General features: G+C 68.2%; 17 protein-coding genes and 6 pseudogenes. 7 read left to right on the top strand and 16 right to left on the bottom strand.

Annotation, left to right across the window (positions count from 1 at the left end):
• Positions 1-28: 28 nt before the first annotated feature.
• Both ACIF8T_RS34765 and ACIF8T_RS34760 read left to right on the top strand, forming a co-directional pair.
• Positions 29-1659 (top strand): annotated as a pseudogene (locus ACIF8T_RS34765) (ISAzo13 family transposase).
• A 51-nt stretch (positions 1660-1710) separates the two neighbouring features.
• Positions 1711-2523, top strand: a pseudogene (locus tag ACIF8T_RS34760) (IS701 family transposase); the annotation flags it as partial.
• 173 nt (positions 2524-2696) lie between these two features.
• On the opposite strand, the pseudogene ACIF8T_RS34755 reads toward ACIF8T_RS34760, so the two are convergent.
• The 11 genes and pseudogenes from ACIF8T_RS34755 to ACIF8T_RS34705 form a co-directional block, all read right to left on the bottom strand.
• A pseudogene (locus ACIF8T_RS34755) lies at positions 2697-3008 on the bottom strand (transposase); the annotation flags it as partial.
• Between the two features lie 462 nt (positions 3009-3470).
• Positions 3471-4967, bottom strand: coding sequence for an FG-GAP-like repeat-containing protein (locus ACIF8T_RS34750; protein WP_400040742.1), 1497 nt, complete (start codon positions 4965-4967; stop codon positions 3471-3473).
• Between the two features lie 332 nt (positions 4968-5299).
• Positions 5300-6172: pseudogene (locus ACIF8T_RS34745) on the bottom strand (L-threonylcarbamoyladenylate synthase); the annotation flags it as partial.
• 708 nt (positions 6173-6880) lie between these two features.
• A complete protein-coding gene (locus ACIF8T_RS34740; protein WP_400040741.1) occupies positions 6881-7603 on the bottom strand; it encodes a cation transporter in 723 nt (240 codons plus the stop codon).
• A gap of 2 nt (positions 7604-7605) precedes the next feature.
• Entirely contained in the window at positions 7606-7941 is a 336-nt protein-coding gene (locus tag ACIF8T_RS34735) for an ArsR/SmtB family transcription factor (protein ID WP_400040740.1), read from the bottom strand.
• A gap of 27 nt (positions 7942-7968) precedes the next feature.
• Positions 7969-8238, bottom strand: coding sequence for a hypothetical protein (locus tag ACIF8T_RS34730; RefSeq protein WP_400040738.1), 270 nt, complete (start codon positions 8236-8238; stop codon positions 7969-7971).
• Between the two features lie 746 nt (positions 8239-8984).
• Positions 8985-9266, bottom strand: coding sequence for an STAS domain-containing protein (locus ACIF8T_RS34725; protein WP_400040737.1), 282 nt, complete (start codon positions 9264-9266; stop codon positions 8985-8987).
• Between the two features lie 523 nt (positions 9267-9789).
• Positions 9790-11250, bottom strand: a complete 1461-nt coding sequence (locus ACIF8T_RS34720; protein WP_400040735.1) for an aminotransferase class I/II-fold pyridoxal phosphate-dependent enzyme — start codon at positions 11248-11250, stop codon at positions 9790-9792.
• 434 nt (positions 11251-11684) lie between these two features.
• Positions 11685-12137: a DUF6098 family protein gene (locus tag ACIF8T_RS34715; RefSeq protein ID WP_400040734.1), complete on the bottom strand. Its 453-nt coding sequence runs from the start codon at positions 12135-12137 to the stop codon at positions 11685-11687.
• Positions 12138-12163: 26 nt separating this feature from the next.
• Complete coding sequence (locus ACIF8T_RS34710; RefSeq protein ID WP_400040732.1) at positions 12164-12391, bottom strand: DUF5133 domain-containing protein; 228 nt, start codon at positions 12389-12391, stop codon at positions 12164-12166.
• Positions 12392-12512: 121 nt separating this feature from the next.
• A complete protein-coding gene (locus ACIF8T_RS34705) occupies positions 12513-12929 on the bottom strand; it encodes a CBS domain-containing protein (RefSeq protein ID WP_400040730.1) in 417 nt (138 codons plus the stop codon).
• Between the two features lie 572 nt (positions 12930-13501).
• Here ACIF8T_RS34705 and ACIF8T_RS34700 point away from each other — a divergent pair.
• From ACIF8T_RS34700 to ACIF8T_RS34690, 3 genes are all read left to right on the top strand, one after another.
• Positions 13502-14080 (top strand): dienelactone hydrolase family protein, encoded by a 579-nt coding sequence (locus ACIF8T_RS34700; protein ID WP_400040728.1) that lies wholly within the window; start codon positions 13502-13504, stop codon positions 14078-14080.
• 713 nt (positions 14081-14793) lie between these two features.
• The gene (locus ACIF8T_RS34695) at positions 14794-16014 is read left to right on the top strand and encodes a PP2C family protein-serine/threonine phosphatase (protein ID WP_400040727.1); all 1221 of its coding nucleotides are present in this window, start codon (positions 14794-14796) and stop codon (positions 16012-16014) included.
• Between the two features lie 58 nt (positions 16015-16072).
• Positions 16073-16492 (top strand): STAS domain-containing protein, encoded by a 420-nt coding sequence (locus ACIF8T_RS34690; RefSeq protein WP_400040725.1) that lies wholly within the window; start codon positions 16073-16075, stop codon positions 16490-16492.
• Between the two features lie 93 nt (positions 16493-16585).
• On the opposite strand, the gene ACIF8T_RS34685 is transcribed toward ACIF8T_RS34690, so the two are convergent.
• The 4 genes from ACIF8T_RS34685 to ACIF8T_RS34670 form a co-directional block, all read right to left on the bottom strand.
• Positions 16586-16831: a DUF5133 domain-containing protein gene (locus ACIF8T_RS34685; protein ID WP_400040723.1), complete on the bottom strand. Its 246-nt coding sequence runs from the start codon at positions 16829-16831 to the stop codon at positions 16586-16588.
• 740 nt (positions 16832-17571) lie between these two features.
• Positions 17572-18204, bottom strand: a complete 633-nt coding sequence (locus tag ACIF8T_RS34680; protein ID WP_400040832.1) for a transposase — start codon at positions 18202-18204, stop codon at positions 17572-17574.
• On the bottom strand, positions 18201-18740 hold the full coding sequence (locus ACIF8T_RS34675) for a winged helix-turn-helix domain-containing protein (RefSeq protein ID WP_400040721.1): 540 nt from the start codon (positions 18738-18740) through the stop codon (positions 18201-18203). Before ACIF8T_RS34675 ends, ACIF8T_RS34680 begins: the two co-directional genes overlap by 4 nt.
• Positions 18741-19029: 289 nt before the next feature.
• Positions 19030-19812 carry a TetR/AcrR family transcriptional regulator gene (locus tag ACIF8T_RS34670; protein ID WP_400040720.1) on the bottom strand — a complete coding sequence of 261 codons (783 nt, stop codon included), beginning with the start codon at positions 19810-19812 and terminating at the stop codon, positions 19030-19032.
• A gap of 88 nt (positions 19813-19900) precedes the next feature.
• Between ACIF8T_RS34670 and ACIF8T_RS34665 the strand changes: the two genes are divergently transcribed.
• Together ACIF8T_RS34665 and ACIF8T_RS34660 are read left to right on the top strand one after the other, a co-directional pair.
• Positions 19901-20812 carry an alpha/beta fold hydrolase gene (locus ACIF8T_RS34665; protein ID WP_400040719.1) on the top strand — a complete coding sequence of 304 codons (912 nt, stop codon included), beginning with the start codon at positions 19901-19903 and terminating at the stop codon, positions 20810-20812.
• A 382-nt stretch (positions 20813-21194) separates the two neighbouring features.
• A pseudogene (locus tag ACIF8T_RS34660) lies at positions 21195-21480 on the top strand (transposase family protein); the annotation flags it as partial.
• On the opposite strand, the pseudogene ACIF8T_RS34655 reads toward ACIF8T_RS34660, so the two are convergent.
• A pseudogene (locus tag ACIF8T_RS34655) lies at positions 21460-21667 on the bottom strand (hypothetical protein); the annotation flags it as partial. The pseudogenes ACIF8T_RS34660 and ACIF8T_RS34655 overlap by 21 nt on opposite strands.

Here is a 21667-nt window from a genome sequence, read left to right as displayed (position 1 = left end):
TCTGGTGGAGTTGGTGGGATGGTGGACCATGCCTGTGCGTCCTCCGGTCACCGCCTTGCGGGCCAAGTTCGATCGGATCCTGCCGCATCTCGACGAGCGTCGTCGTCGGCTCTACCTGGCCAGCGAAGCCGCAGCGATCGGCCACGGTGGAATCGCCCTGGTGGCTGCCGCATCCGGGACCAGTACCATCACCGTCGCGCGCGGCGTGACCGAGCTGGCCGGGGACCCGGCGCCCACACGGAGGGTTCGGGCTGCGGGAGCCGGCCGTAAGCCGTTGACGGTCACCGACCCCGGCCTGCTGCCGGCACTCGAGGCGTTGATCGAGCCGCACACCCGAGGTGATCCCGTCTCGCCGCTGCGATGGACCACCTTGTCGCTGCGTGCTCTGGCCTCGACCCTCACGTCGCAGGGCCATCGGGTCAGTGCCGCAACCGTCGGGCGTCTGCTGCACGGCCTGGGCTACAGCCTGCAGGGCACCGTCAAGACCACCGAGGGCGCCGGCCATCCGGACCGCGACGCCCAGTTCGCCCACCTCAACGCCACGGCTAGCGTCTTCCTCGACGACCGGCAGCCGGTGATCAGCGTCGACACCAAGGCCAAGGAATGGCTCGGCAACCGCGACCGGCCCGGTCGCACCTGGCGGCCGGGCAAGGAGCCGATCAAGGTCGACTGCCACACCTTCACCACCAGCGACCAGCCCGTCGCCATCCCGTATGGGATCTACGACATCGCCACCAACACCGGTTGGGTCAACGTCGGGACCGACCACGACACTGCCGAGTTCGCGGTGGAGTCCATACGTCGCTGGTGGCAGCGCCGCGGACGGGTGCACCACTCAAACGCCACCCGGTTGCTGATCACCGCCGACGCTGGCGGCTCGAACGATCCACGCCGCTGGACCTGGAAGAAGCACCTGGCCGCCTTCGCCCTGGAAAGCGGCCTGGAGATCACGGTCTGCCACTTCCCGCCGGGCACGTCGAAGTGGAACAAGATCGAACACCGGATGTTCTGTCACATCACCGCGAACTGGCGCGGCCGACCGCTGACCAGCTACGAGGTCGTCATCGAGACCATCGCTGCGACGACCACCCGGACCGGGCTGACCATCGGCGCCGAGCTGGACACCGGTAGCTACCGCCTGGGCTCCACGGTTACCGCTGCCGAGTTCCAAGCCTTGCCGATCACGCCCGATGCGTTCCACGGCAACTGGAACTACACCCTCGCCCCGGTTCCACCGCGACCTCCACAGGCGCCGACGGCCGCCCGGCGGATCGACCCCGCCCTGACCGAGATGCTCAGCGATCCGGCCCTGACCGGCATGCCACGGTCCGACTTCGAGCGCCTGGTGGCAGTCTCGGAGCCGTACTGGGACGTCCTGGCCGAGGCGGCCTTCCAGCGGCGCTTCCATCGTCCGCGCAGCTACCTCCACCCACAGACCAGCAGCCTCGACCACTACCACCGCCTCCTGGCAGCGCTCTTACGTCGACGCAGGGCAATCACCAGCACTCTCCTGGCCCAGCTGCTGGGCGTCACCCGCACCAACCTCTCCAACCAGTTCCAAGACGGCCACCGGCTTCTGGACCTGCACCGCATCGTCGTCACACCACTGCCCGGGGCGCCCGCCCGGACTCTCGAACAGCTCCGAGCCCGCCTTTCTGACGAAAACCACCAGAAAGATCAAACCTGACAGTTATTCAGATACAAGCCCCCGGACGCACGGAGAACTGCCAGATCGGTGTCTTCCTCGCCTACGCCACGAGCCGTGGACGCACGCTGATCGACCGGCGGTTGTATCTGCCCACTTCCTGGACGGACGACCGGGACCGCTGCCGCCGGGCGGGCATCGACGACAGCGTCGCATTCGAGACGAAGGTGGCCATGGCCAAGACGATGGTCCGCCGGGCCATTGCCGACAAGGTTCCGTTCGGCTGGGTGACGGCGGACGCCGCCTACGGCTACAGCAAGGGCTGGCGGTTCGAACTGGAACAGGCCGATGTCTTCCATGTCATGGCCACCACCCGCCACGACACGGTCGTCACCCGCTGGTCCATCGACCACCCCGTGCACGAGCTGTTCCCCGGCCTGCCGCGGCAGAAGTGGAAACGCCGTTCCTGCGGCGAAGGCGCGCATGGTCGGCGGATCTATGACTGGGCCCGTGTCGAGGTCCGGCCCTGGCACCGGCCGGATCGTCGGCACTGGGTGTTGGCCCGCCGCAGCGTGAGCAGGCCCGAGGAGATCTCCTACTACATCGCCTACTGCCCCGCCGGCACCACGCTGGATGAGCTGATCCGCGTCGCGGGCAGCCGCTGGGCGGTGGAGGAGTGCTTTCAGAGCGCGAAGCAGGAGTGCGGCCTGGACGACTACCAGGTCCGCCGTTATCCGGGCTGGCACCGCCACATGACCCTGGCCATGGCCGCCCACGCCTGCCTGACCGTCTTGCGCGCCCGCCAGCTGGACGCGGACAAAGCAGAAACGGATCCTCCCAGCTCATCCACCTCAGCCTCGCCGAGATCCGACGCCTGATCCACCGCCTTACCGACCGCCAACCAGCACCGATCGACCACATCCTGCACTGGTCGACATGGCGCCGCAGACGACAACGCCAGGCCCGCGTCAGTCACTACAAGCGACGCGGACACAGCCCTTGAAACTGGTCAGCAATCAGCACAAGCACCGTTGCAGTATTAGACGTCGTCTCATTTGGCGAGTCTGCGGTAGCAGATGAGGGTGCAGGCGAGGGCGGTGAAGGTCAGGAAGTGGTCGACTTTTCGTTCGTAGCGGCGGTGCAGGCGGCGGCAGCCGGCCAGCCAGGACATCGTCCGTTCGATGGTCCAGCGGTGCCGGCCGAGCCGGGTAGAGGACTCGATGCCCTTGCGGGCGATGCGGTGCCGGACGCCCCGCTTGCGCAGCCATCGTCGCAGGTCGTCGTAGTCGTAGCCCTTGTCGCCGTGGAGTTTGGCGGGCCGCCGCCTGCGCGGGCCCCGGCGGGAGCGGATCGGTGGGATGCCATCCGGCCCGTCGTGGCTGGCGGTGGCGTGGCGGTGACATGTCGGGCCGCACGGATCCGCCAGGCCGCATGGGACAGGCCGCCGCCAGGCCAGGCGCGACAAGCTCACCCAGGAGCGGTTGGACGCGCTCGCGGCATAGGCGTGACGCGGCGCCGCCCGACCGTTGAGCCGGACCGTAGGAGACCCCGGGGCGCGATCGCCCCGGGGTCTCGTGTCCCAGGAACCTCCTGCGACGGTCCGGGCCCGTTGAGGGTCCCTGCGATGCCTCATGCCGATGCGCTGCACGTTCTCAGCGGGTGTCGCCTTGGTTCTCGCGTGATGCCAACGGATCAAGATGGTGACCGGTGACAATGTCCGGCACGCAGTGAGAGTCGGGCTGGGCGATGAAGTGGGACGTCACACTCGCCGTCGCCCCTGGGACAGGCCGTTGCCGGGCGCGTCCGGCAGGTGATCGGTCCGGGGTCAGCGAGCGAAACCCGAGCCGAGGGAGGAGCCGTTCCCGACCGTGCCGAGGGTTCCCGCGCCGAAGCTGACCGAGCCGGTGGCGGTGGGGGTGTTCACCGGGTTGGGAAACGCCCAGACTCCCCCGTCGCGGTTCTCGCCGGTGGCGCCGGCGAACAGCTCGGCCCGGCCGTCGCCGTTGACGTCGAGCAGCTTGGTGTCGGCGCCGAAGAAGTCGTTCTGTTCCGCCGTGCCCGGGACGTTCCTGGTGTTCTGGCTCAGGCTGTAGGCACCGGCGCCGGTCAGCCCCGAGGCGCCGCCGCGCAGGACGGTGACCTGGCCGGCCGCGTACACGTTCCCGAGGTCCTCGCTCGCGCTGCCGGTGGAGACGTCCGCGAAGCCGTCGGCATTGACGTCGGCGACGGAGACGCCCCCGCCGAACCCGTCCGCCCACTCCGCGCTGCCGGGCACACCCGGGGTGTTCTGCGTGATGATCGTCGTACGGGAAGTGTCGGGTCCGTCGGCCGAGCCGTGCACTACCCCGATCTGGCCGCCCTTGAGCAGCGGGTCGTCCAGCGGGACTTCGCCGAAGCCGTCGTTCGGGCGGCCGATCACCAGGTCGGCGTACCCGTCCTTGTCCACGTCCCCGATGCCCAGGCTCTCGCCGCCGCGCATCCGCGTGCCGTCGGCGTTGCGCACCGGGGCCGGGGCGCTCAGGCCGTCCGGGGTGCCGCGCAGGTAGACCGCGCGGCGGTGCTTGTAGTCGGGGTCGTGCATGTCGTCGTCGCTGCGGTCGTGGATGAGCGCGACCAGGTCGGTGATGCCGTCGTGGTCGATGTCGCCGGCGGCCACGTCGTTCGTGGCGTACTCGGCCTCCAAGGCGAGCGTTCGGCTGCTCGCTGCGCCCGTGGTGCGGTCGAACGGCCCGTACAGCAGCCGGTTGCCGGTGGCGAGGTCGAGACTGCCGTCCCCGTCGAAGTCGCCGAGCGCCTGGTGCAGCGCGTCGGCCCGGTCCTCCTCGGTGCCGGTGGCGACGGCCGTGCCGCCGGACAGGCCCTTCGGTCCGCCCCACAGCACGGCGAGCGTGCCGGCGTCGACGACGTCCCCGACGTCCTCGCCCTGCGCGCCCACGACCAGGTCGGCATAGCCGTCGCCGTCCAGGTCACCGGCGGCGAGGCCGTCGCCGTAGGCGTCCCCGGCCTCGGCGGCACCCGGTACGCCCGGGGTGTTCTGGCTGATCACCTGCTTGCGGGCGAGGTCGAGGCCCTTGGCCGAGCCGTACACGACGGCCACACGACCGGCCCGGGCCTTGCCGTCGACCTGACCGTGCGGGGCGGCGACGGCCAGGTCCTGGTAGCCGTCGCCGTTGAAGTCGTCATGGAGCTTCGAGGCGGCGGCCGGGGCGGCGGGGGTGCCGACGCTGGCGTGTGCGGCCCCCGGGGTGGTGACCGCCGCGACGACGGCGACGGCCACCGCGACCCCTCGGCCGATGTTCCGCTTACGCATGGACTGGGGCATGTCGACTCCACTGATTGCGTCGGGCAGTTGCCGCGCGGAAAAGACCAAGATCCTCATCCGCGCCGCCCCGTACGACTCACCGGAGAACGGCTTGGTTGCCCTATGCTCCACTGCCGTTTGTTTCGCGTTGACCACAAAGACTCGAAGTCGTCCACCCCCTACTGCGTTTCGTCTCGCTTGGCCTACTGGTTCTTGCGACGCTGCGCGGCCGGCCGCGCCCCCTCGAAACAGTGCTCCTCGCCATGCCGGCCGAGCATCTCCGGCCCAGCGACGCGCAGGGGCACGCAGCGCGGAGGCCCCGCCGATGCGCAAGACCCGCCCACCCCCCGGCCTGCGCGGCAGAGTCGGTTGGCGATCGCCAACCCCAGCCCTTCCTCCATCGGCAAGGATGCGATGATGAAGTCGCACCCTTGCTGGTCAAGCTCGCGCAGGAACCCGTACAGACCGCGCGCATAGGCGGCCATCAAGCTGGGGAGGGCCACCACGGCGTGCACCTTCGCCGGAGCGTCGGCGAAGGAGGCAGGCAGAAGAATGCCCACCTGGTGCCCCATCTGCTGCGCAAGCTCCGCTTCAGAGACAACCTTCTCCGGCTCGACCAGGACGACCCGCGCACGCGGCGCGTAGTGCGACGGATACTGGCCGGGCACCCGCACCCGACTCGTCGCGGGAACCGCAAGCGGGCACTCCAGTACCGCTTCGAGGTCCTCGCGCGTCACCCCGCCCGGCCGAAGGATGCTCGGGGCGTCGCCCGTGACGTCGACGATGGTCGATTCGACGCCGACCTCGCAAGGGCCGCCGTCCAGCACGAGGTCAACCGTCTCACCGAACTCGGCACGGACATGGTCCGCCGTGGGGCTGACCGAGCCGAAGCGGTTCGCGGACGGTGCCGTGACACCGCCGCCGAAGGCCGACAGCAGCGCAAGTGCGACGGGATGACCGGGCACGCGCACGGCCACCGTCTCCAGACCACCGGTCGCTTCGAGCGGCACCCGAGAACCGCGCCGCAGAACCAGCGTGAGGGGCCCCGGCCGGAAGCATTCGGCCAGCAGGCGCGCCGTCACCGGCACGTCCTGGACCCAGTCGTCCAACTGCTCCGCGCCGCCGATGTGGATGATCAGCGTATGAGAGGGCGGACGCCCCTTGACCTGGAAGATGTGCGCGACGGCAGCAGGATCCTCAGCGTTGGCGCCCGGACCATAGACACTCGGCCATGCCCGGTATGGAACGCGAGTACCTCCGTTCGGTCCTCACCAAGTGGTGGTCCTGAAGATCCAGGAGGTTCTCCTGCGTGAGCTTGTCGTGCTGGTTGTCCAGGCGGGTCAGCTTCCACAACTGATCAGGCGTAGCCCTCTGGAAGATCCCCAGCGCTTGCAGCAGCTCCCTCCGCCGAGGCTCTGTCGAGTTCTTCCTGTGAGTAGGACGCCTTGACATGAGGGTTGTCGAATCTGCGGCGGCCCCCTCCCCGCCGGGGCTGACCTGCGGAAACTCCCGGACCTTGGCGACGGGGCGCGGGGGGGGGATGATGGAGGGGTCCACGGAGGGACCCCTCCGGTCCGGTCAAGGGGCTGCTCGGGCTCGTCTGCGGTGCTCGCCACAGGGTGCTCCTGGAAGGTGGGGCGGGCCCATCCCGCCGTTCACCTTCTACAGGTGCGGTCTTCGGCTCTCGTGTGACGCCAATCTTGAAGAACCTCTCCGCCGTGACCGCATCGTGATCAATTGTGACATTGGGCGGAAGTTGGCCAGGATGCCGTTAAGGGCCGCAGGTCACGAGCTGTCGTTGCGTCGTAGCTGGCCATTACGTTGCGGAATGGTTGGCCAGTTCAGGAGCCGTGTCCGTAGCGCCGCGTTACGTCTCTGGATGCGGAGAAGGCCCCGACGATCGACACCGGGGCCCGGCTCCATGCTGGGGGTGATCAGTTGCAGCAGTCACATCCAGGACGGCAGCCGCATGCGTCTGCGGCGGTGTCGCTGAGCAAGGGGGCCGTGGCGGCGGAGGGTGCGCAGCAGCCCTTGCCATGCCAGGCGTCGCGGCCTTCCTTGACTGCGATGGCGGCGATGACGAGGGCGGCGATGGGGTCGGCCCAGGACCAGCCGAGGGTGGCGTTGAGGAGCAGGCCGACGAGGAGCACGGCGGACAGGTAGGTGCATAGCAGGGTTTGCTTGGAGTCGGCGACCGCGGAGGCGGAGCCAAGTTCGCGGCCGGCCTTGCGTTGGGCGAAGGAGAGGAACGGCATGATCGCCAGCGACAGGGTGGCAATGACGATGCCGGGGAAGGAGCGTTCGGCTTCGCCGGTGCCAGTGAGGGCGCGGACGGCGTCGAAGGTAACGTAGGCGGCGAGCGTGAAGAAGGAGACGGCGATGATCCGCAGGGTGCGCTGCTCGCGGGCTTCGCGGGCAGCGTGGTCGGAGGCGGAGAACTGCCAGGCGACGGCGGCGGCGGAGGAGACCTCGATGATCGAGTCGAGGCCGAAGCCGATCAGGGCGGTGGAGGAGGCGATGGTGCCGGCGGTGAGGGCGACGATCGCCTCGATCACGTTGTAGGTGATGGTGGCGGCGACCAGTAGGCGTATGCGCTTGGCGAGCGCGTCGCGGCGGGCCGAGGATGGTCCGAGGGATATAGATATCTCGGCGGTCATGGTCAGCAGCACCCCTTGTCGACGGCGTCCGGGCAGGTGCGGTCGGTCTCGACGGCGACCACGGCGGTGCGCAGGTCGTCCAGGGCATGGCCGAGGCGGTCGTCGGCAAGTTCGTAGCGGGTGCGGCGACCGTCCGGGACGGTGACGACCAGGCCGCAGTCCCGCAGACAGGCCAGGTGGTTCGACAGGCGCGTGCGCGAGACGCCGAGGGCGTCGGCGAGATCGGCGGGATAGGCGGGGGCATCGCGCAGGGCGAGCAGGATGCGGCAGCGGATCGGGTCGGCGAGCGCGCGGCCGAACCGGGCCAGCACCTCGATGTCGGAGGCAACAGTCAGCACACCACGACTGTACACGCTTCCCTGAATTCAGATTGTCTTGAATTCTGGACACAACGCCGCGGCGTGACGGACGTCAGGCGGCGCTGAACTGGTGGGCCTGGCCGCCGCGCCACTCCACCCACTGGGGGCGTCCAAGATGACCTCGGGATCGGCCACGCCGGCGCCCTCAAGGAACACGACCAGGTCGTGGTCGCTGTAGGCGGTACCGAGGATCTCGTCCTGGCCGTGACTGTGCACGGTGACCCTTCGGCCGCCCGAGAGGGAGGGCCAGCACACGACGATCGGCGCACTGCTCACGCCTCCCAGCGTGCCCCGGGCCGGGCCGTCGGGCGAGTCGACCCGGCGCGGTCAGAAGTGAAGCCGGACCGATGGCACCGTCAGGCTGCGGTACGGACGGTGGTGTCGGTGTCGTCGCTGATGGCTTGGCGCACGGAATCTTCCTCCTCCAGAACATCGGAGGTCACTGCCGCCAGCGCTCTCTCTGCTGCTTCCGTGTGCTGCGGCCAGCCTAAGTCAGCTTCCGTGCTCGGGGCGTTGTGGTCCGCACTCACCCCGGACGCGGGTGCGGCTGCGGACAGTCGTCACGGCCGGTCATGATGTTCTCCCCTGTCCATGACACCTGGTGGTCCATGCCAGGTACTCGGCGTGGTGAGCTTCACGACTGCGGAGAGCGAAGGGCGCTCAATCTGCGCCGGATCGCTCCTGCTCGTGTATTGCCCGGCGATGCCGTCTGGTCGGGCCACCCGGTCAGGTCGGGCGGCCCGCACTAGATGAGTGCCACACAAGCCGCTGTCCATACCTGCGGGCGTCAGCTGCGCCAGTCGAGGTGATGAGTACGCCAGCGGCCAGGCCGCTGGTCAGGTAATCGAGGGCTTTACTTGTGATGACTTGCCCCGGAGCAACGGAAGGGCAACACCAAATGGGAGGCTGACGGTCCTCGCGGTGACGCCTCCGATGGCCGCAATACATGGGGCTCCGAGACTTGACTCGCTCGCACACCCGACCCGGCGTGAGTCACCTCCGCTGGCGTCACTTCAGCCTCGTCAGAAGTGATCGGGCAGTCCATCGGGGACGGCGTCCACGGCGGGATAGCTGTGCAGTACCTGATCTGTGCCGGTCAGGGCCAGCATGTGCCGTACGCGTTCGCTGGGTGCGATCAGCACCAGGCCGGCGCCGGTGTGCCGGGCCGTACGGTAGGCCGCTATCAGACAGGTCAGCCCGGTGGAGTCCAGGAACGTGACGCCCGACAGGTCCGCAAGCGCGCTGTGGCTGCTGATGCGCAGGAGCGGCTGCAGGACGTCGGTGAGTCGCGAGGCGGTGTGCACCGGTATCGCGGCACGGGTCAGGAGAAGGTGCGGCAGCTGGTCAAGGCCAAGTCCGAAGAGCGAGTAGATCGAGCCGGCGCAAGGAGGCGCCGACGGCCACCAACATCGTCGATCTCATGTCGGTTCTGCAGGGCAGCACCGACCCAGCCGGCAGCACGGGCCGCGGCACGGCGGCCGGGACACGGCAAAAGAAGCCAGCCCCGGTCCGGAAGGCGGCGCGTACGCTCGCTGAGAAAGCAGCAAAGAAAACATAGGAACGCCGCCGAAGACGGCCCGGGCATCAGCCACAGCCCGCGGCCAGCGCGGCAACAGGAAAAACAAGCTGCGGCAACTGAACGAAGCAGAACTGTCCCAGCGGGCCACCGAACAGGACATCACCAACCGCTCCGAGCTGAGCCGAGACGTGCTCGAACGCGAGAGCCGGACGTGGAGAAGCCGGTAGGGGGCCGTCGAAAGGTGCTTCGCGCAGGGGCGACGAGACGATCCGAAGCCCGTGACGCAGGTGTCGACAGGCCCAACGCCGCTACCGAGCCGTCACCCGCAGGGTTTCGACGGTGGGGTCGGCGGCGTCGGGGACAAGCATCCCGGCGGCCACGCCGGTCCTCAGGTAATCAACGACCTCCTCGGTAATGACCTCGCCGGGGGCCACGACGGGCACGCCGGGCGGATAAGGGCTGAGCATCTCCGCGGCGACGCGCCCGACGGCCTTGTCGGCCGGGACGTGCTCGGCCTGCGCGAAGAAGGCCTCCCGCGGAAGCATGGCCTGCTCCAGTTCCAGCGCGTGCGGTGCAGGCAATTGGACAGGAGGCTGGGGTTCGATCGTGTCGGCGTGGCCGACGAGACGGTGCAGGGAGTCGATGAACAGGTTCTCGGTGCGCTCGTTGTCAGCGTGGGTGATCTGCCCGCCGATCCGACAGGTGTCGGAGGAGCCGAAGTCCACATGGCAATGGGTGCGCAGCCATTCGGCGGCCTGCATACCGCTGATGCCCAGCTCCCGCACGTCGATGGTGATCCTCAGCAGGTCCAGCTCCGCCGTCAGGCCCGCCTCGACGACTTCCGGCCCCATCAGACGCAGCCCGGGCATGTCGGCGACGGCCCGGCGGATGCGTGTGGCGCGGCGCAGCGCCGCGTCCAGCAGGTCGTGCCCGTGCTGGGCCATCTGGCGGCGCCAGCCGTCGAGTGTGGCGTAGACCAGGGAGGAGGAACTGGTGGTGCCCAGCAAATCCTCGCGCTGCTTGAGCACATTGGGGGAGACCCGGTCGCCTTGGAGGTGGAAGACGGAGCTCTGCTCGACCGCGCTGCCCATCTTGTGGACGCTGGTGACGACCAGGTCCGCGCCGGCGTCCATGCCCCAGGACGGCAGGTCGGGATGGAAGGGCAGATGAGCCCCCCACGCTTCATCGACGATCAGGGGGACGTCCTGGTCGTGGCAGACCTTGGCGACACCGTGGATGTCCGCGCACGAGCCCCAGTCCGTCGGGGTGATCAGCAGCATGCCCTTGGCGTCCGGGTGCGCCTGCAGCGCGTGGCGTACGTCGTCCGGCTCCGGCGGGTGAGCCAAGTGCCGTTCGGCGTCGAATTTCGGATGCACCCACACCGGCTCGACACCGTTGACGATCACCGCGGCGATCACGGACTTGTGGGCGTTGCGCGAGATAAGGAGCTTCTCGCCCGGCCCGGCCACCGCCAGCATCGCAGTCTTCACCGACAGGGAACTGCCACAGGTGGAGAAGAAGGCATGCTCGGCGCCGACCGCGTCGGCCATCAGCTCCTCCGCCTGCGTGAGCACACCCTGCGACTCGCGGCGGTCGTCGAGACCGTTCAGCGAGAGCACGTCCGAGGCGAAGACCCCCTCCCCGACGATGTCGAGAACCCGGGGATCAGCTCCCAGCCCCTGCTTGTGCCCGGGAGGCCCGTAGACCACGTCGCCGCGACGCCGGAACTCCTGCAATGCCTCCAGTACAGGGACACGGGAATGATCCATCTTCGCCCTCCTCAAGGCCGTCTTTTTGCGGCACCTTCACCCAGGTCGTGCGCCAGGTCGGCCGCCGGGGCCGGGTTGCACGGACACCGGAGTCGAAACGGCGAAGCGGCGACAGATCATCTGAAGTCCGCGGCGCAAGCATTTGCACCGCTCACGCGCGCAGGCGTTTCGGAGAAGTCCTCCAGCAGGTAGGCGAGCGTCCCTCGCGTCTGGCAGCAGAGCCTGAACAGCTGAACGTTCCTTGGCCGAACCCAAGCTGGTGGGCGCCTGTGGCCGGGTAACGTCACCACCACGCCCGCTGGCACTGCGCCCAATCCGACCTCCCCCTCCCCTGCCGACGTTGCCCGCCCAACGTCGCCGCCACACTGACCGCGCCCGGCGCGGACATCCCAGACCGACGCGCAACCGGCTGAGCGGCGCACCGGCTGTGGCGCTCAGGCGGTTTCGTCACGGTCGAGAGAGCCCCAGTGGCCAGGCTGCTCGGCGACGATATGGCGGGCCTCGTCGATGACGTAGTCCGAGATCCAGCCGAGGGGCTCCACGTCTGTCACCAGAGGTTCGTTGTCCGGTCCGCGGGCCGTCTCAGACCCCTGCAGAACCCACGGCCGCGTGCGAGGGTCTTTCACACCTGGGAGATGGCAGTAGTCGTACAGCCGCCGGGCGACCCAGATGGGTGCGGGCCGGTTCCCCCACCAGTTCTCGATGTCCAGCAGGCTGGCCGACAGCCCCGGCAATTTCATACCGGTCAGGTCGTCCGTGCTGGTCGCATCGGGCAGGTCGTGTTGCGGGCCACGGGACCATCGCACGTACAACCCTCGGCGGCTGGTGACTAGCCGGGTCAGCTCATTGAGACTGGTGAAGGTCGGCAGGCTCGCTGTCGTGCTCATAGGGCTGGCGGATCAGTGCAACGTGGTCAGGCGATGAGGAGGGAGTCATCTTCGGTGCGGGCACCGGCCAGCTGATGACGGGCAGTGCTGAGGGCGGCGTCGATGTCGCGTGTGCCGGTCGACACGCACAGCGTGTAGGTGACATCGTCCATGCGCCGGCGTACCTCCTCGCTGCTGTCCTCGGCGTGCAGGATGCGCAGCGCTTCGTACTGGTCGATCAGGTTTCGCAGTACTGCGGGGTGCGCCATGAGCATCGAAACTCTCCCTGCTGCCGCCATTTACATGGGTGATACACCAAGCCGTATGCCCCGGACCCGGGGCGCCATGCCGACGCCATCTCGGATGGCGGCGCGGGTCCGGGGCGCCAACCGGAGATCAGTCGGTGGACAGGGCCTGAAGGAGCTCGCCGACCTTGGGATCCGGCAGGGAACGGGCGACATCGGCCTGGGCAACCATGCCGACCAGATCGTGGCCGTCGATCACCGGCAGGCGGCGGACCTTGTGCTCGGTCATCGTGCGCAAGATCTCTTCCACGTCGTCATCGGCGCCGATGGTGACGGCCTCGCCCTGGGCCAGGTCACCGGCCTGACAGGTAACGGGATCCTTGCCCGCGCCCAGCACCTTCACCACGATGTCCCGGTCAGTCAGCATCCCCTTGAGCTTGTTGTCGGTGCCGCAGATCGGCAGGGCACCGACTCCGAGATCCTTCATCTTGCGGGCCGCGTCCAGCACCGTCTCCTCGGCGCCGATGCACTCGGCTCCACCGGTCATGATGTCTCGCGCCTTCGTCATCAGATCCCTTCCTATAGCTGGATGCTCCATACCTTCACCGTCACGTCGGCGGGCAAGGCCACGCGATCTCGACGGGTGTGGCATGTGTTCCCGAACGGCACCAGCAGTAACTGGCTTCGTTCACTTCAGGCGACAGCGTTTGTCTGCCGGTTTCGACAGCAGTTGCGGATCTTGGGGCCCGTGGATGCTCACGGGAAATAGCAGCACGGTCACCGAGGGAAGACTGTCGTTGCGCCTGAGTCGACAGGCAACGGTGCCAACTCTTGGGCCGGACCCGTGACTCGCAGGCCGAATGGATCCGGGAAGCCATCCAACGGATCGCCACCGAGGACACCACATGCAAGCAACGCGTCCTCCCGCTCACCCCTGACAACTGCACTCTCGACGAGCGGCTGAAGGCCGCCCGCTCGAACCTGCGCTTCCGAGACCGGCGAGTCGCCGCCCTCGAAGTCCGCCTCACCGAACAGGGACCACCGGCCTGGTCCTGTTCGGCCGAGGCCCGTGGATGTCAGTGCTGCGGTCCATACTCGTGCCGCGGCGCTACCCGGGTACCGCAGTACGAGGGGAGCAACATGGCTGAGGTGCTGGTCTTCCACCATGGACACGGGCTGACCGCCGGCGTTCGCAGTTTCGCCGCGCAGTTGCGACGGGCCGGACACACAGTCCACGCTCCAGATCTGTACGAAGGGCAGGTATGCGACAGCCTCGAGGAGGGCGCCGCCTATGCCGAGAGCGTCGGGTTCGACACGATCATCGCGCGCGGAGCCGCCGCCGCCGAGGGGCTGCCTGCGGAGCTCATCTATGTTGGCTTCTCGCTTGGCGTCCTGCCGGCGCAGAAGCTGGCCCAGACTCGCCCCGGAGCAAAGGGTGCACTGTTGCTCGAGGCGTGCGTCCCGGTCTCGGAGTTCGGCGCCGCCTGGCCCCAAGACGTCCCGGTTCAGATTCACGGCATGGACGCAGATCCGTTCTTCGCCGGGGAGGGCGATGCGGACGCCGCCCGCGCGGTCGTCGAGAGGGTGACGGATGCCGAGCTGTTCCTCTACCTCGGCGACAGGCACCTGTTCACCGACAGCAGCCTGCCGTCCTACGATGAACAGGCCGCGATGCAGGTCAACCATCGGGTGCTCGGCTTCCTCGACCGCATTAAGTAGGGAATCAACGACCTGATCCTGTCGGAGGCAAGGCGGCCGTTCGCATGGGTCGATGACGAAGTCACGGACACGGATCGTGCCTGGGTCGCGTCGCCCACCATAGGCGGGACACGCCCTACTCCACCGGGTTGATGCCCACCTTGGTCTCATAGATGGCGACTATGCGGTTCTTGGCTCGTGGCCGTAACAGCCGCCCGGGGCGGATGACCGTCAGCAGTGCATGGTGGCGGCCCGCCGCCCTCCGGGCGTCGGGCCGTCCATCGGGAACCTGGAGTAATCAGCTGGCCTTGGCCAACTTCTCGGCTCGGGCTCGGGTGCTGGCGAGGCGGTAGGAATCGGTGCCGGGTCCAGCCTTCTACCGGCCGAGCCACAACGGGGCGCTGCGCCGGGCCTTTCCCTCGGACGACGGCCAGGGCACAGTCACCGGCACGGCGGTCAGCCCACCGTCTGAGTGGCACGGATACCGGCGGGATTTGGGACGTCTTCTTCTGTGCACCCCTGACCGTCCTAAACTCCGCTGCCGTGGTCGTCGCCCGCATGGTAGGGCAGTGAATCGGCCGGGTGGCCGATCGACCGGCCGACACGCATTTCTGGCAGGCACGCCCCGGTCCTTAGGTGGTGAGGCGGTCTGTTGCGTGTGTGCGGGTAGTCGGTAGGTCTGCCGTCCTCCCAGCGAGTCGCCGGGAGGCAGAGCGGAAAGGGGAACGGGTCCTGTGATCGAGCCCGCGAAGGTGAGCAGGACGCTGACCGATCTGATGATGGCCAGCCATGCGGCAACGCTGGAGGAGCTGCCGCGGATGGTGGCCGATCACGCCGGGACAGTGGGCTTGCACGACGTGGCGTTCTTCGTCGTCGATCTGCAGGGCCAGGTGCTGCGCCAGGTCACCGGCCAGGGCATCGACGCCGGTGCGGGTGGCATGGAGCTGACCGTCGACGCAACCGTTCCCGGGCTCGCATTCCAGCGGGTGGACCTGATCGCTGAGCCGGACCGCTCATCCGAGCGGGAGGGCCGCCGGTGGTGGGTGCCCGTCACCGACGGTGTCGAAGGCTTGGGGGTGCTATGTGCGGACACCGAACAGGACGGCGAGGCCACGCGGGACGCGCTGCGTGCGCTGGCGTCGATGGTGGCGTTGCTGTTGTTGAGCAAGAGAGCCTTCAGTGACTCCTACGCCCGATTGATCCGGACCGCGCCGATGAGTGTGGCCGCCGAGATGCAGTGGCATCTCACCCCGCCGTCGGCGTTCGCCGGCCGCACCACCACCATTGCCGCGGTATCGGAGCCGGCCTACGAAGTTGGTGGCGACGCCTTCGACTATGCCGTGTCTGGCCACGTGCTGCACCTGTCGATGTTCGATGCAATGGGTCACGACGCCACAGCGGGCCTGACCGCCAACATGGCAATCGCCACCTGCCGCAACGCCCGCCGCCAGGGCGCTGATCTCGTCCAGACCTCCCAAGCCGTGGAAGACGCCTTGATCGAGCAGTTCGGCACCAGCCGCTACGTCACCGGCATCCTCGCCGACCTCGACCTAAGAACCGGGCGGCTGACATGGATCAACCGCGGCCATCACCTGCCGGTCCTCCTGCGTTCAGGACGCTGGCCCAGCGAACTGCAGTGCCCTCCTGCCGGGCCCATGGGGGTCGCCCTGGGACTGCCCGTCACCGTCTGCCATGGACAGCTGCAACCCCGCGACCGGCTCGTCCTCTACACCGACGGCATCGTCGAAGCCCGCGACGCGGACGGCCGGCAGTTCGGCCTTGAGCGCTTCACCGACTACCTCGTACGCCATCACGCCGACCGCCTCACCGTCCACGAGACACTGCGCCGCCTCGTTCATGCCGTTCTTGACCACCACGACGGACACCTCGACGACGACGCCACCGTCCTGCTCGCCGAATGGCTCGATCCTGACCAGGACAACCTCACCCCTTGACGTTCCTGCCGCGCTCCAGACAGAGCGCAGACGACACCGAACTGCTACAGGAGAGTCCATGCCCGACTACCGGGACGACCAGCCGGCCACCTCTGACACGTTCACCGTGCACACCGAACCGCTGCCCGGCGGTTTTCTACTGACCCTGGCCGGCGCACTTGATCATCACACCAGTGGCCAACTCACCGACACTCTGCAGCCGGTGCTGCAGACCGCCGCCCCGACCGTATGGCTGGACCTGGCCGGTCTTTCCTTCATCGACTCCACTGGCTTGACCTGCTTGCTTTACACCAATCGAGCAGTTGCCGCCGCAGGCGGACATACGGTCCTAATCGCCCCTAGCCCGCCGGTCCAGCGCATGCTGGACATCACCGGCATCGGTCAGATCTTCCCCATCCATCCTGACCACCGCACGGCAGGGGCTGCACACGGTAGGCAGAACAACAAGAAGCACGGTGTTGCTGAAGAAGCGGAATGATTTCCGTACGGCCACGGCGGGTCGGAGAATTACGGACCGAGAAACCCTGCCGCATACCGTCGCCTGACAATGGCGAGCAGCGGAAATTCAGCCTTACGCAGCCAGCGTCTCGTCCTTTGGGGAGACTCTCACACAGCCCGCCCCGTACTGCTCAAGCAGTGCATCTGCCGCCAATAGGGCCTGCTCGACGGTACGGGCTCCGGTCATCACGCACAGCGTGTACGTGGAGTCCTCGAGATCCCGGCTGGTGCGGCCGGTGGGGCGCACGTCGTGTTCGATGCGTGCCTGAGCGAACCGGGCCAGCACAGCGCGCAGCTCCTTCTCCGCCGGAAGAATCATGATGGCACCTCTCCCCCAGAACCCGTCCCACAGGACAGCCAGCCGCACCACAAGGAACTTGACTGTTCCATGGCGTCCGACGCTGCAGCTCACTAACGAACAACGTCCAGCAGGCCTTCGACTGCCCCGCACCGAGAGATCCATGCCCGTGCTTACTGAAGTTCCTGTAAATCGTCGAGCAGCCTGCGGGAGCGGTTTGCGGGTTCGAATCGCGTGGGACAAGTGGCGTGGACCTCGCGGACCGCGAATCATTCAGGCAGCGGACGATGCCCTTCTTGACCATGCCTCCAGCGGTTCGCCTGGCGACGTGGTTCCGGGTGCGCCGGCCGTATCCCGTATGGAGCGGCACGTTGGTGTACAGGGCGTTGTCGACGTGGTCGCCGCCGCGGTCGGGGCGGTGGCGGTTGGTGTGTCCGGATAAGGCCGGGACCGGCGCGGCTCCGCAGAGGTGGGCGAAGGGGCTTCCGAACGGAGCAGGCCGGGGCTGTCGTCCACGCTGGTCGGCCGGGCGGTGGAGGGCCTGTAAGCGGTCCTGACGGTTCTGAAGGGAAGGAGTGGGCGAGACCCGTAGCGGGCCTTCGTCACCGGCAGGTGCCGGTGACGAAGGCCCCGCGCAATGGTCGCAGGTCCTTGGCCGGTAGACAGGGACGGGAGCCGTCCTTCGGATCGGGTACTCGGCCGTGGAACGGGGCATATGTGCCATCGGCTTGCGGAGGTATCGGCCATGCGCACCGGACTGCTCAGAGCATTCCGAGCGGCAACGTGCGCTTACGGGGGCGCCGCCACATACCGGCCGGGCCTGCTGGCTCGGCCCCTGGGGCTGGTCGATCCGCACAGTTGTGTCGATCCGCACAGTGCGCCCTCGTGGCACGTCCCATGGCGTGGCGGGACGCCGCCACCGGCCTGGCGATGCTCGTCGCTTCCGAGGGCCCGGCTCTGGCCACGGCGACCGTCGTGCGCATCGCCTCCGAGTTGGCCATCGCCCTGCGGATGAGCGACCAGACGGCCTCGACAGGGTTCAGATCGGGTGCATACGGCGGGAGGCGGATGGTGGTGAGCCAGTCGTGCTCGGCCTCGTACCGCTTCAGCCCGGCGGCCAGGTGGGTGTTGAGATTGTCCCAGATCACCACGATCGACCCGCCGAGCTGGATGTGCGCGCGGACCAGCAGGTCACGGTGGTCCTGCCAGGAGAAGCTCCTGCGTGCGCCCTTAAGGCGGAGGTGAGCGCGGGACCGGTGGATGAGGCGGCTCTTCTCGCCGGATTTGTAGCAACACAATACGGCGGCCGAGGTCCGGCGGCGGGACCTGCCACGGACGCGGATGACGGGGGTCTGCCCGCGCCGGCCCCAGGTGCGGGCCCGGGGAGGAGTCATCGAGAATCCGGCCTCGTCTTCGAAGACGATCCAGGCACCGGACGTCGCCGCGAGTCTTTTCCCTGCGGCCACACCTCCCTCTTCCACAGCTCCACCGCATGCTCGTCGCGCTCGAGTGCTCTGCGGGCGGGTGCCTGCCAGGACCAGCCGTGCCGTTTCAGCAGCCGCCAGACCGTCGCCACCGACAGGCTCACCCGCAGACGCCGGCGGATCACCGTCTGCACCCGCGTCAGGGTCCAGCGTTCGTCTTCGAAGCCGTGAGCTGCCGGTCTTTTACCGAGTTCTTCCTCGAGCACAGCGAACTGGGCGTCTGTGACGGTCGGGGAGTTCGCCGGACCCGCCGAGCACAACGCCTCCATGCCGCCCTCGCGCCAGGCACGACGCCAGCGTTCCACCGACCGCACACTCACCCGCAGATCCTTCGCGATCACCGCCGTCTTCTCGCCCGCCGCGAACCTCTGCCCGGCCTGAAGCGGGATCCCCTCACGAAACGCCCGACGCTCAGCAGTCAGGCCCCCGCCCTCTGGATACCTCACCTCACCGGCATACCGCAGGGATCATGAACCGTCACCACCCGACGACGACCCGAAAACCTCAGTAAGCGGTCGAGGCTCGAAGTCCTTCGGAGGGTTGACTCCCGCTGTTGTTGTGTGTCAAGTCAGGTCAGATCGCAGACAGTGCCAGGTAGAGGCCGCAGGCGCAGTCTGGGTATATCTTCCGGGGTGCCGCCGAAAATGCATGTCGCCACTCTCACAGATGGTCATTTGCAAGGGGGCGGAGCGTCGCGGCAAGTGAGAGCTCGGGCATGACTCTCCCGATGAAACATCAGGAAGCTGTGCTCGATCCCGGACTGGCCGCGGGGGGCTCTGCCTCCGCGCGACCGCGCACGGAGGTCGCTCCGATGTCGTCGGGCTGAAGGAGCCCGGTGAGCACGCGGGTGAGGACGCGGTCGAAGAGCGATTCCGACGAATCTTCGTCCTCGGGTGGCTGCCCGGTCAGGGCGGTGGCGAGGTGCGGGTGGTGGCCCGCCATGGCGACCTGGGTGAGATATTCCGCCTGGGCCTGCTGCCACTGCGGGGTGGTCTGCCCGGCGAGACGCTGGATCACCTCGGCGCGGGTCAGGGTGGAGACGACGGCATTGAGGATCGCGATGGCCTCCAGCTTGGTCCGGGGACGGACGTCGAGGTCAGCCAGCGCGGCTAGGGCGTGCTCCAGGTAAGTAACCGCGTGCGGCCCCACCGGGGTCCTCGTCGCGGTCGCGTCGAGCAGCCAGGGGTGCGCGAGGTAGACGCCCCTGCTCTGCCAGGCCAGGACAAGCAGGTCGTCGAGCCAGTGTCCGGAGCCGAGCTCGGCGTAGGAGATCTCGCCGTAGACCTGGTCGATCATCAGTTCCAGCAGTTCGTCGCGGGTGGCCACATAGCGGTAGAGGGAGGCCGGTCCGGCCCCGAGAGCGACCGCCACGGCCCGCATGGTGACGGCGGGCAGACCGTGCGCATCGGCCAGGGCGATCCCTGCGGCGGCGATGCCATCGCGGTCGAACGTGGGCGTCGGGCCGCGTCCGGCGCGTTCGGGGCGGAGCCAGATGCTGTGGGTGGGCGGCTCGGTCATGACCCCTCCTGTTCTGCGAACGCTGTATGCAGTACCTTAGGCCGCATTAACTGCGAACATCGATCGCAGTAGATGAAAGAGAGCCGACATGCCCCAGATGCAGCCGCAGCAGGAGTGGACGCCGACCCGGTACGCGCACAACGGCGACGTGCAGGTCGCCTTCGACCAACTGAAGGGCTCCAAGGGCGAACCGCTGCTGCTCATCATGGGCTTGGCCACCGCCCGGTTCTGGTGGCCAGCCGGACTGTGCCAGGCCTTCGCCGACGCCGGGTTCACCGTGGCCCGCTACGACCAGCGCGACGCCGGCCAGTCGACCCGGATGCCGGACACCGCCACCACCAATCCCTTCAAGGCCCTGTTCGCCAAGCGCGGGGACGCCTATACCTCCGAGGACATGACCGACGACGCCGTCGCGGTGATGGACGAACTCGGCTGGGAGCGAACCCATGTCTTCGGCCACTCCCTGGGCGGCACGATCGCCCAGCGGATCGCGCTGCGACACCCCGACCGGGTGCTCAGCGTTACCTCCTCGGCGGCCCTGCCCAGCGACGTCTCCGGCCTAGGGGTCCTGCGCCACCTGCGGTTCGGCCTGCTCGCCAAGCTCGCCCGGACCAAGTTCCCCGAGGGCCGTGAGGGCGACATCAAAGCCGCCCTCACCGTCTGGCGTGGCATCGCCTCCCCTGGCTACCCCTTCGACGAGGCCGCAGCCCGCGCCTGGGTCGAGGCCGACGTCGACAGTGGCCCGCGTGACACCAAGGCGCAGAGCCGTCAGATCGGCGCCCAGTGGCACGGACCCAGGCTCAAGAACCTGCGCCGACCCACCCTGGTCCTGCACGGCGAGCAGGACCCGATCCTGCGCGTCAGCGCGGGGCGCGCCACCGCCCGGGCCATCGACGGCGCCCGCCTAGTGACCTACCCGGGCGTCGGCCACGATCTTCCCGCCGCCCTGTGGACCGACATCGCCCGCCAGGTCAGCGACACAGCGGCCCGTCAGTTGTAGTCAGGCGGTGCGGGCAGTTCGGACAGCCGCTGAGCGAATGACAGCCGGGCGCACTCCGGCATCGTGGTCACGTGGCCATCTTGCCGAATCGTTGAGGCGCCGGACGCGGCAGACTGCCACCCGTCTGATCCACTTCTCCCGATCGGCCCGCTGTCATGCCCGTTGCCCTGGCCCGCCCGATAGTCGCGACCGCCGCCGAGCGCGAACGGTTGAAGAAGATGGCCTACAGCCACAAGACCCCGTACCGATTACGGCGGCGGGCGGAGATCGTCCTGCACGTAGCACGGGGGGCGCTCCAACGCGCGCATCGCCCGCGAGACGTGCCTGCACCTGGACACGGTCCGCGCCTGGTACGACCGGTTCGCCTACGGCCGGCTGGGACCTGGTCGAGGAGCTGGCCGTGCCGTGGCAGGCTGGCATCGAGGGCCACCACCATGCTGCGCGGAGCGGGGCCAGGGAGCGAGCCACAGGTGCCGGCGCCCGCCATCAGCTGGTGTTCATCGATCGGCTGGTGGCCACGCTGATCCATCTGCGGCACGACCTGCCGCACTCGGTGCTGGGGCTGCTGTTCGGCGTCGACCGTTCCACCATCACCCGCGATCGCACAGACACGTCCGCTCCTGACCGAGCGGGGATGCACGGTCCCCGACCGCCCCGGCCTGCGCCTCGATCACCGTGGCTCCCGCCACATCCAGCCCGGTCATCCCCATGACGATCGCCCCGGAAAACCGAGCATGGACAGGAAACCGGCGATCACTGACAGCGACAGCAGCCCATCGAGCAGGCCGTCCACGACGGAGATCCCGTCGAACAGCCCCTCCAGCACGCCGTCGAGGACGAACGACAGGGCAAGGA

It is taken from the genome of Streptomyces sp. NPDC085946 (assembly GCF_044540485.1).
GTDB lineage: Bacteria > Actinomycetota > Actinomycetes > Streptomycetales > Streptomycetaceae > Streptomyces.
This window is presented reverse-complemented; position numbering and strand designations above follow the sequence as displayed.

What these genes read in the sequence shown, in the direction of transcription:
- ACIF8T_RS34720 (WP_400040735.1), bottom strand. Translation starts at nt 11,250, where the DNA reads ATGGATCATTCCCGTGTCCCTGTACTGGAGGCATTGCAGGAGTTCCGG.
- ACIF8T_RS34705 (WP_400040730.1), bottom strand. Translation starts at nt 12,929, where the DNA reads ATGACGAAGGCGCGAGACATCATGACCGGTGGAGCCGAGTGCATCGGC.
- ACIF8T_RS34700 (WP_400040728.1), top strand. Translation starts at nt 13,502, where the DNA reads ATGGCTGAGGTGCTGGTCTTCCACCATGGACACGGGCTGACCGCCGGC.
- ACIF8T_RS34750 (WP_400040742.1), bottom strand. Translation starts at nt 4,967, where the DNA reads ATGCCCCAGTCCATGCGTAAGCGGAACATCGGCCGAGGGGTCGCGGTG.
- ACIF8T_RS34685 (WP_400040723.1), bottom strand. Translation starts at nt 16,831, where the DNA reads ATGATTCTTCCGGCGGAGAAGGAGCTGCGCGCTGTGCTGGCCCGGTTC.
- ACIF8T_RS34670 (WP_400040720.1), bottom strand. Translation starts at nt 19,812, where the DNA reads ATGACCGAGCCGCCCACCCACAGCATCTGGCTCCGCCCCGAACGCGCC.
- ACIF8T_RS34680 (WP_400040832.1), bottom strand. Translation starts at nt 18,204, where the DNA reads ATGACTCCTCCCCGGGCCCGCACCTGGGGCCGGCGCGGGCAGACCCCC.
- ACIF8T_RS34710 (WP_400040732.1), bottom strand. Translation starts at nt 12,391, where the DNA reads ATGCTCATGGCGCACCCCGCAGTACTGCGAAACCTGATCGACCAGTAC.
- ACIF8T_RS34740 (WP_400040741.1), bottom strand. Translation starts at nt 7,603, where the DNA reads ATGACCGCCGAGATATCTATATCCCTCGGACCATCCTCGGCCCGCCGC.
- ACIF8T_RS34665 (WP_400040719.1), top strand. Translation starts at nt 19,901, where the DNA reads ATGCCCCAGATGCAGCCGCAGCAGGAGTGGACGCCGACCCGGTACGCG.
- ACIF8T_RS34690 (WP_400040725.1), top strand. Translation starts at nt 16,073, where the DNA reads ATGCCCGACTACCGGGACGACCAGCCGGCCACCTCTGACACGTTCACC.
- ACIF8T_RS34715 (WP_400040734.1), bottom strand. Translation starts at nt 12,137, where the DNA reads ATGAGCACGACAGCGAGCCTGCCGACCTTCACCAGTCTCAATGAGCTG.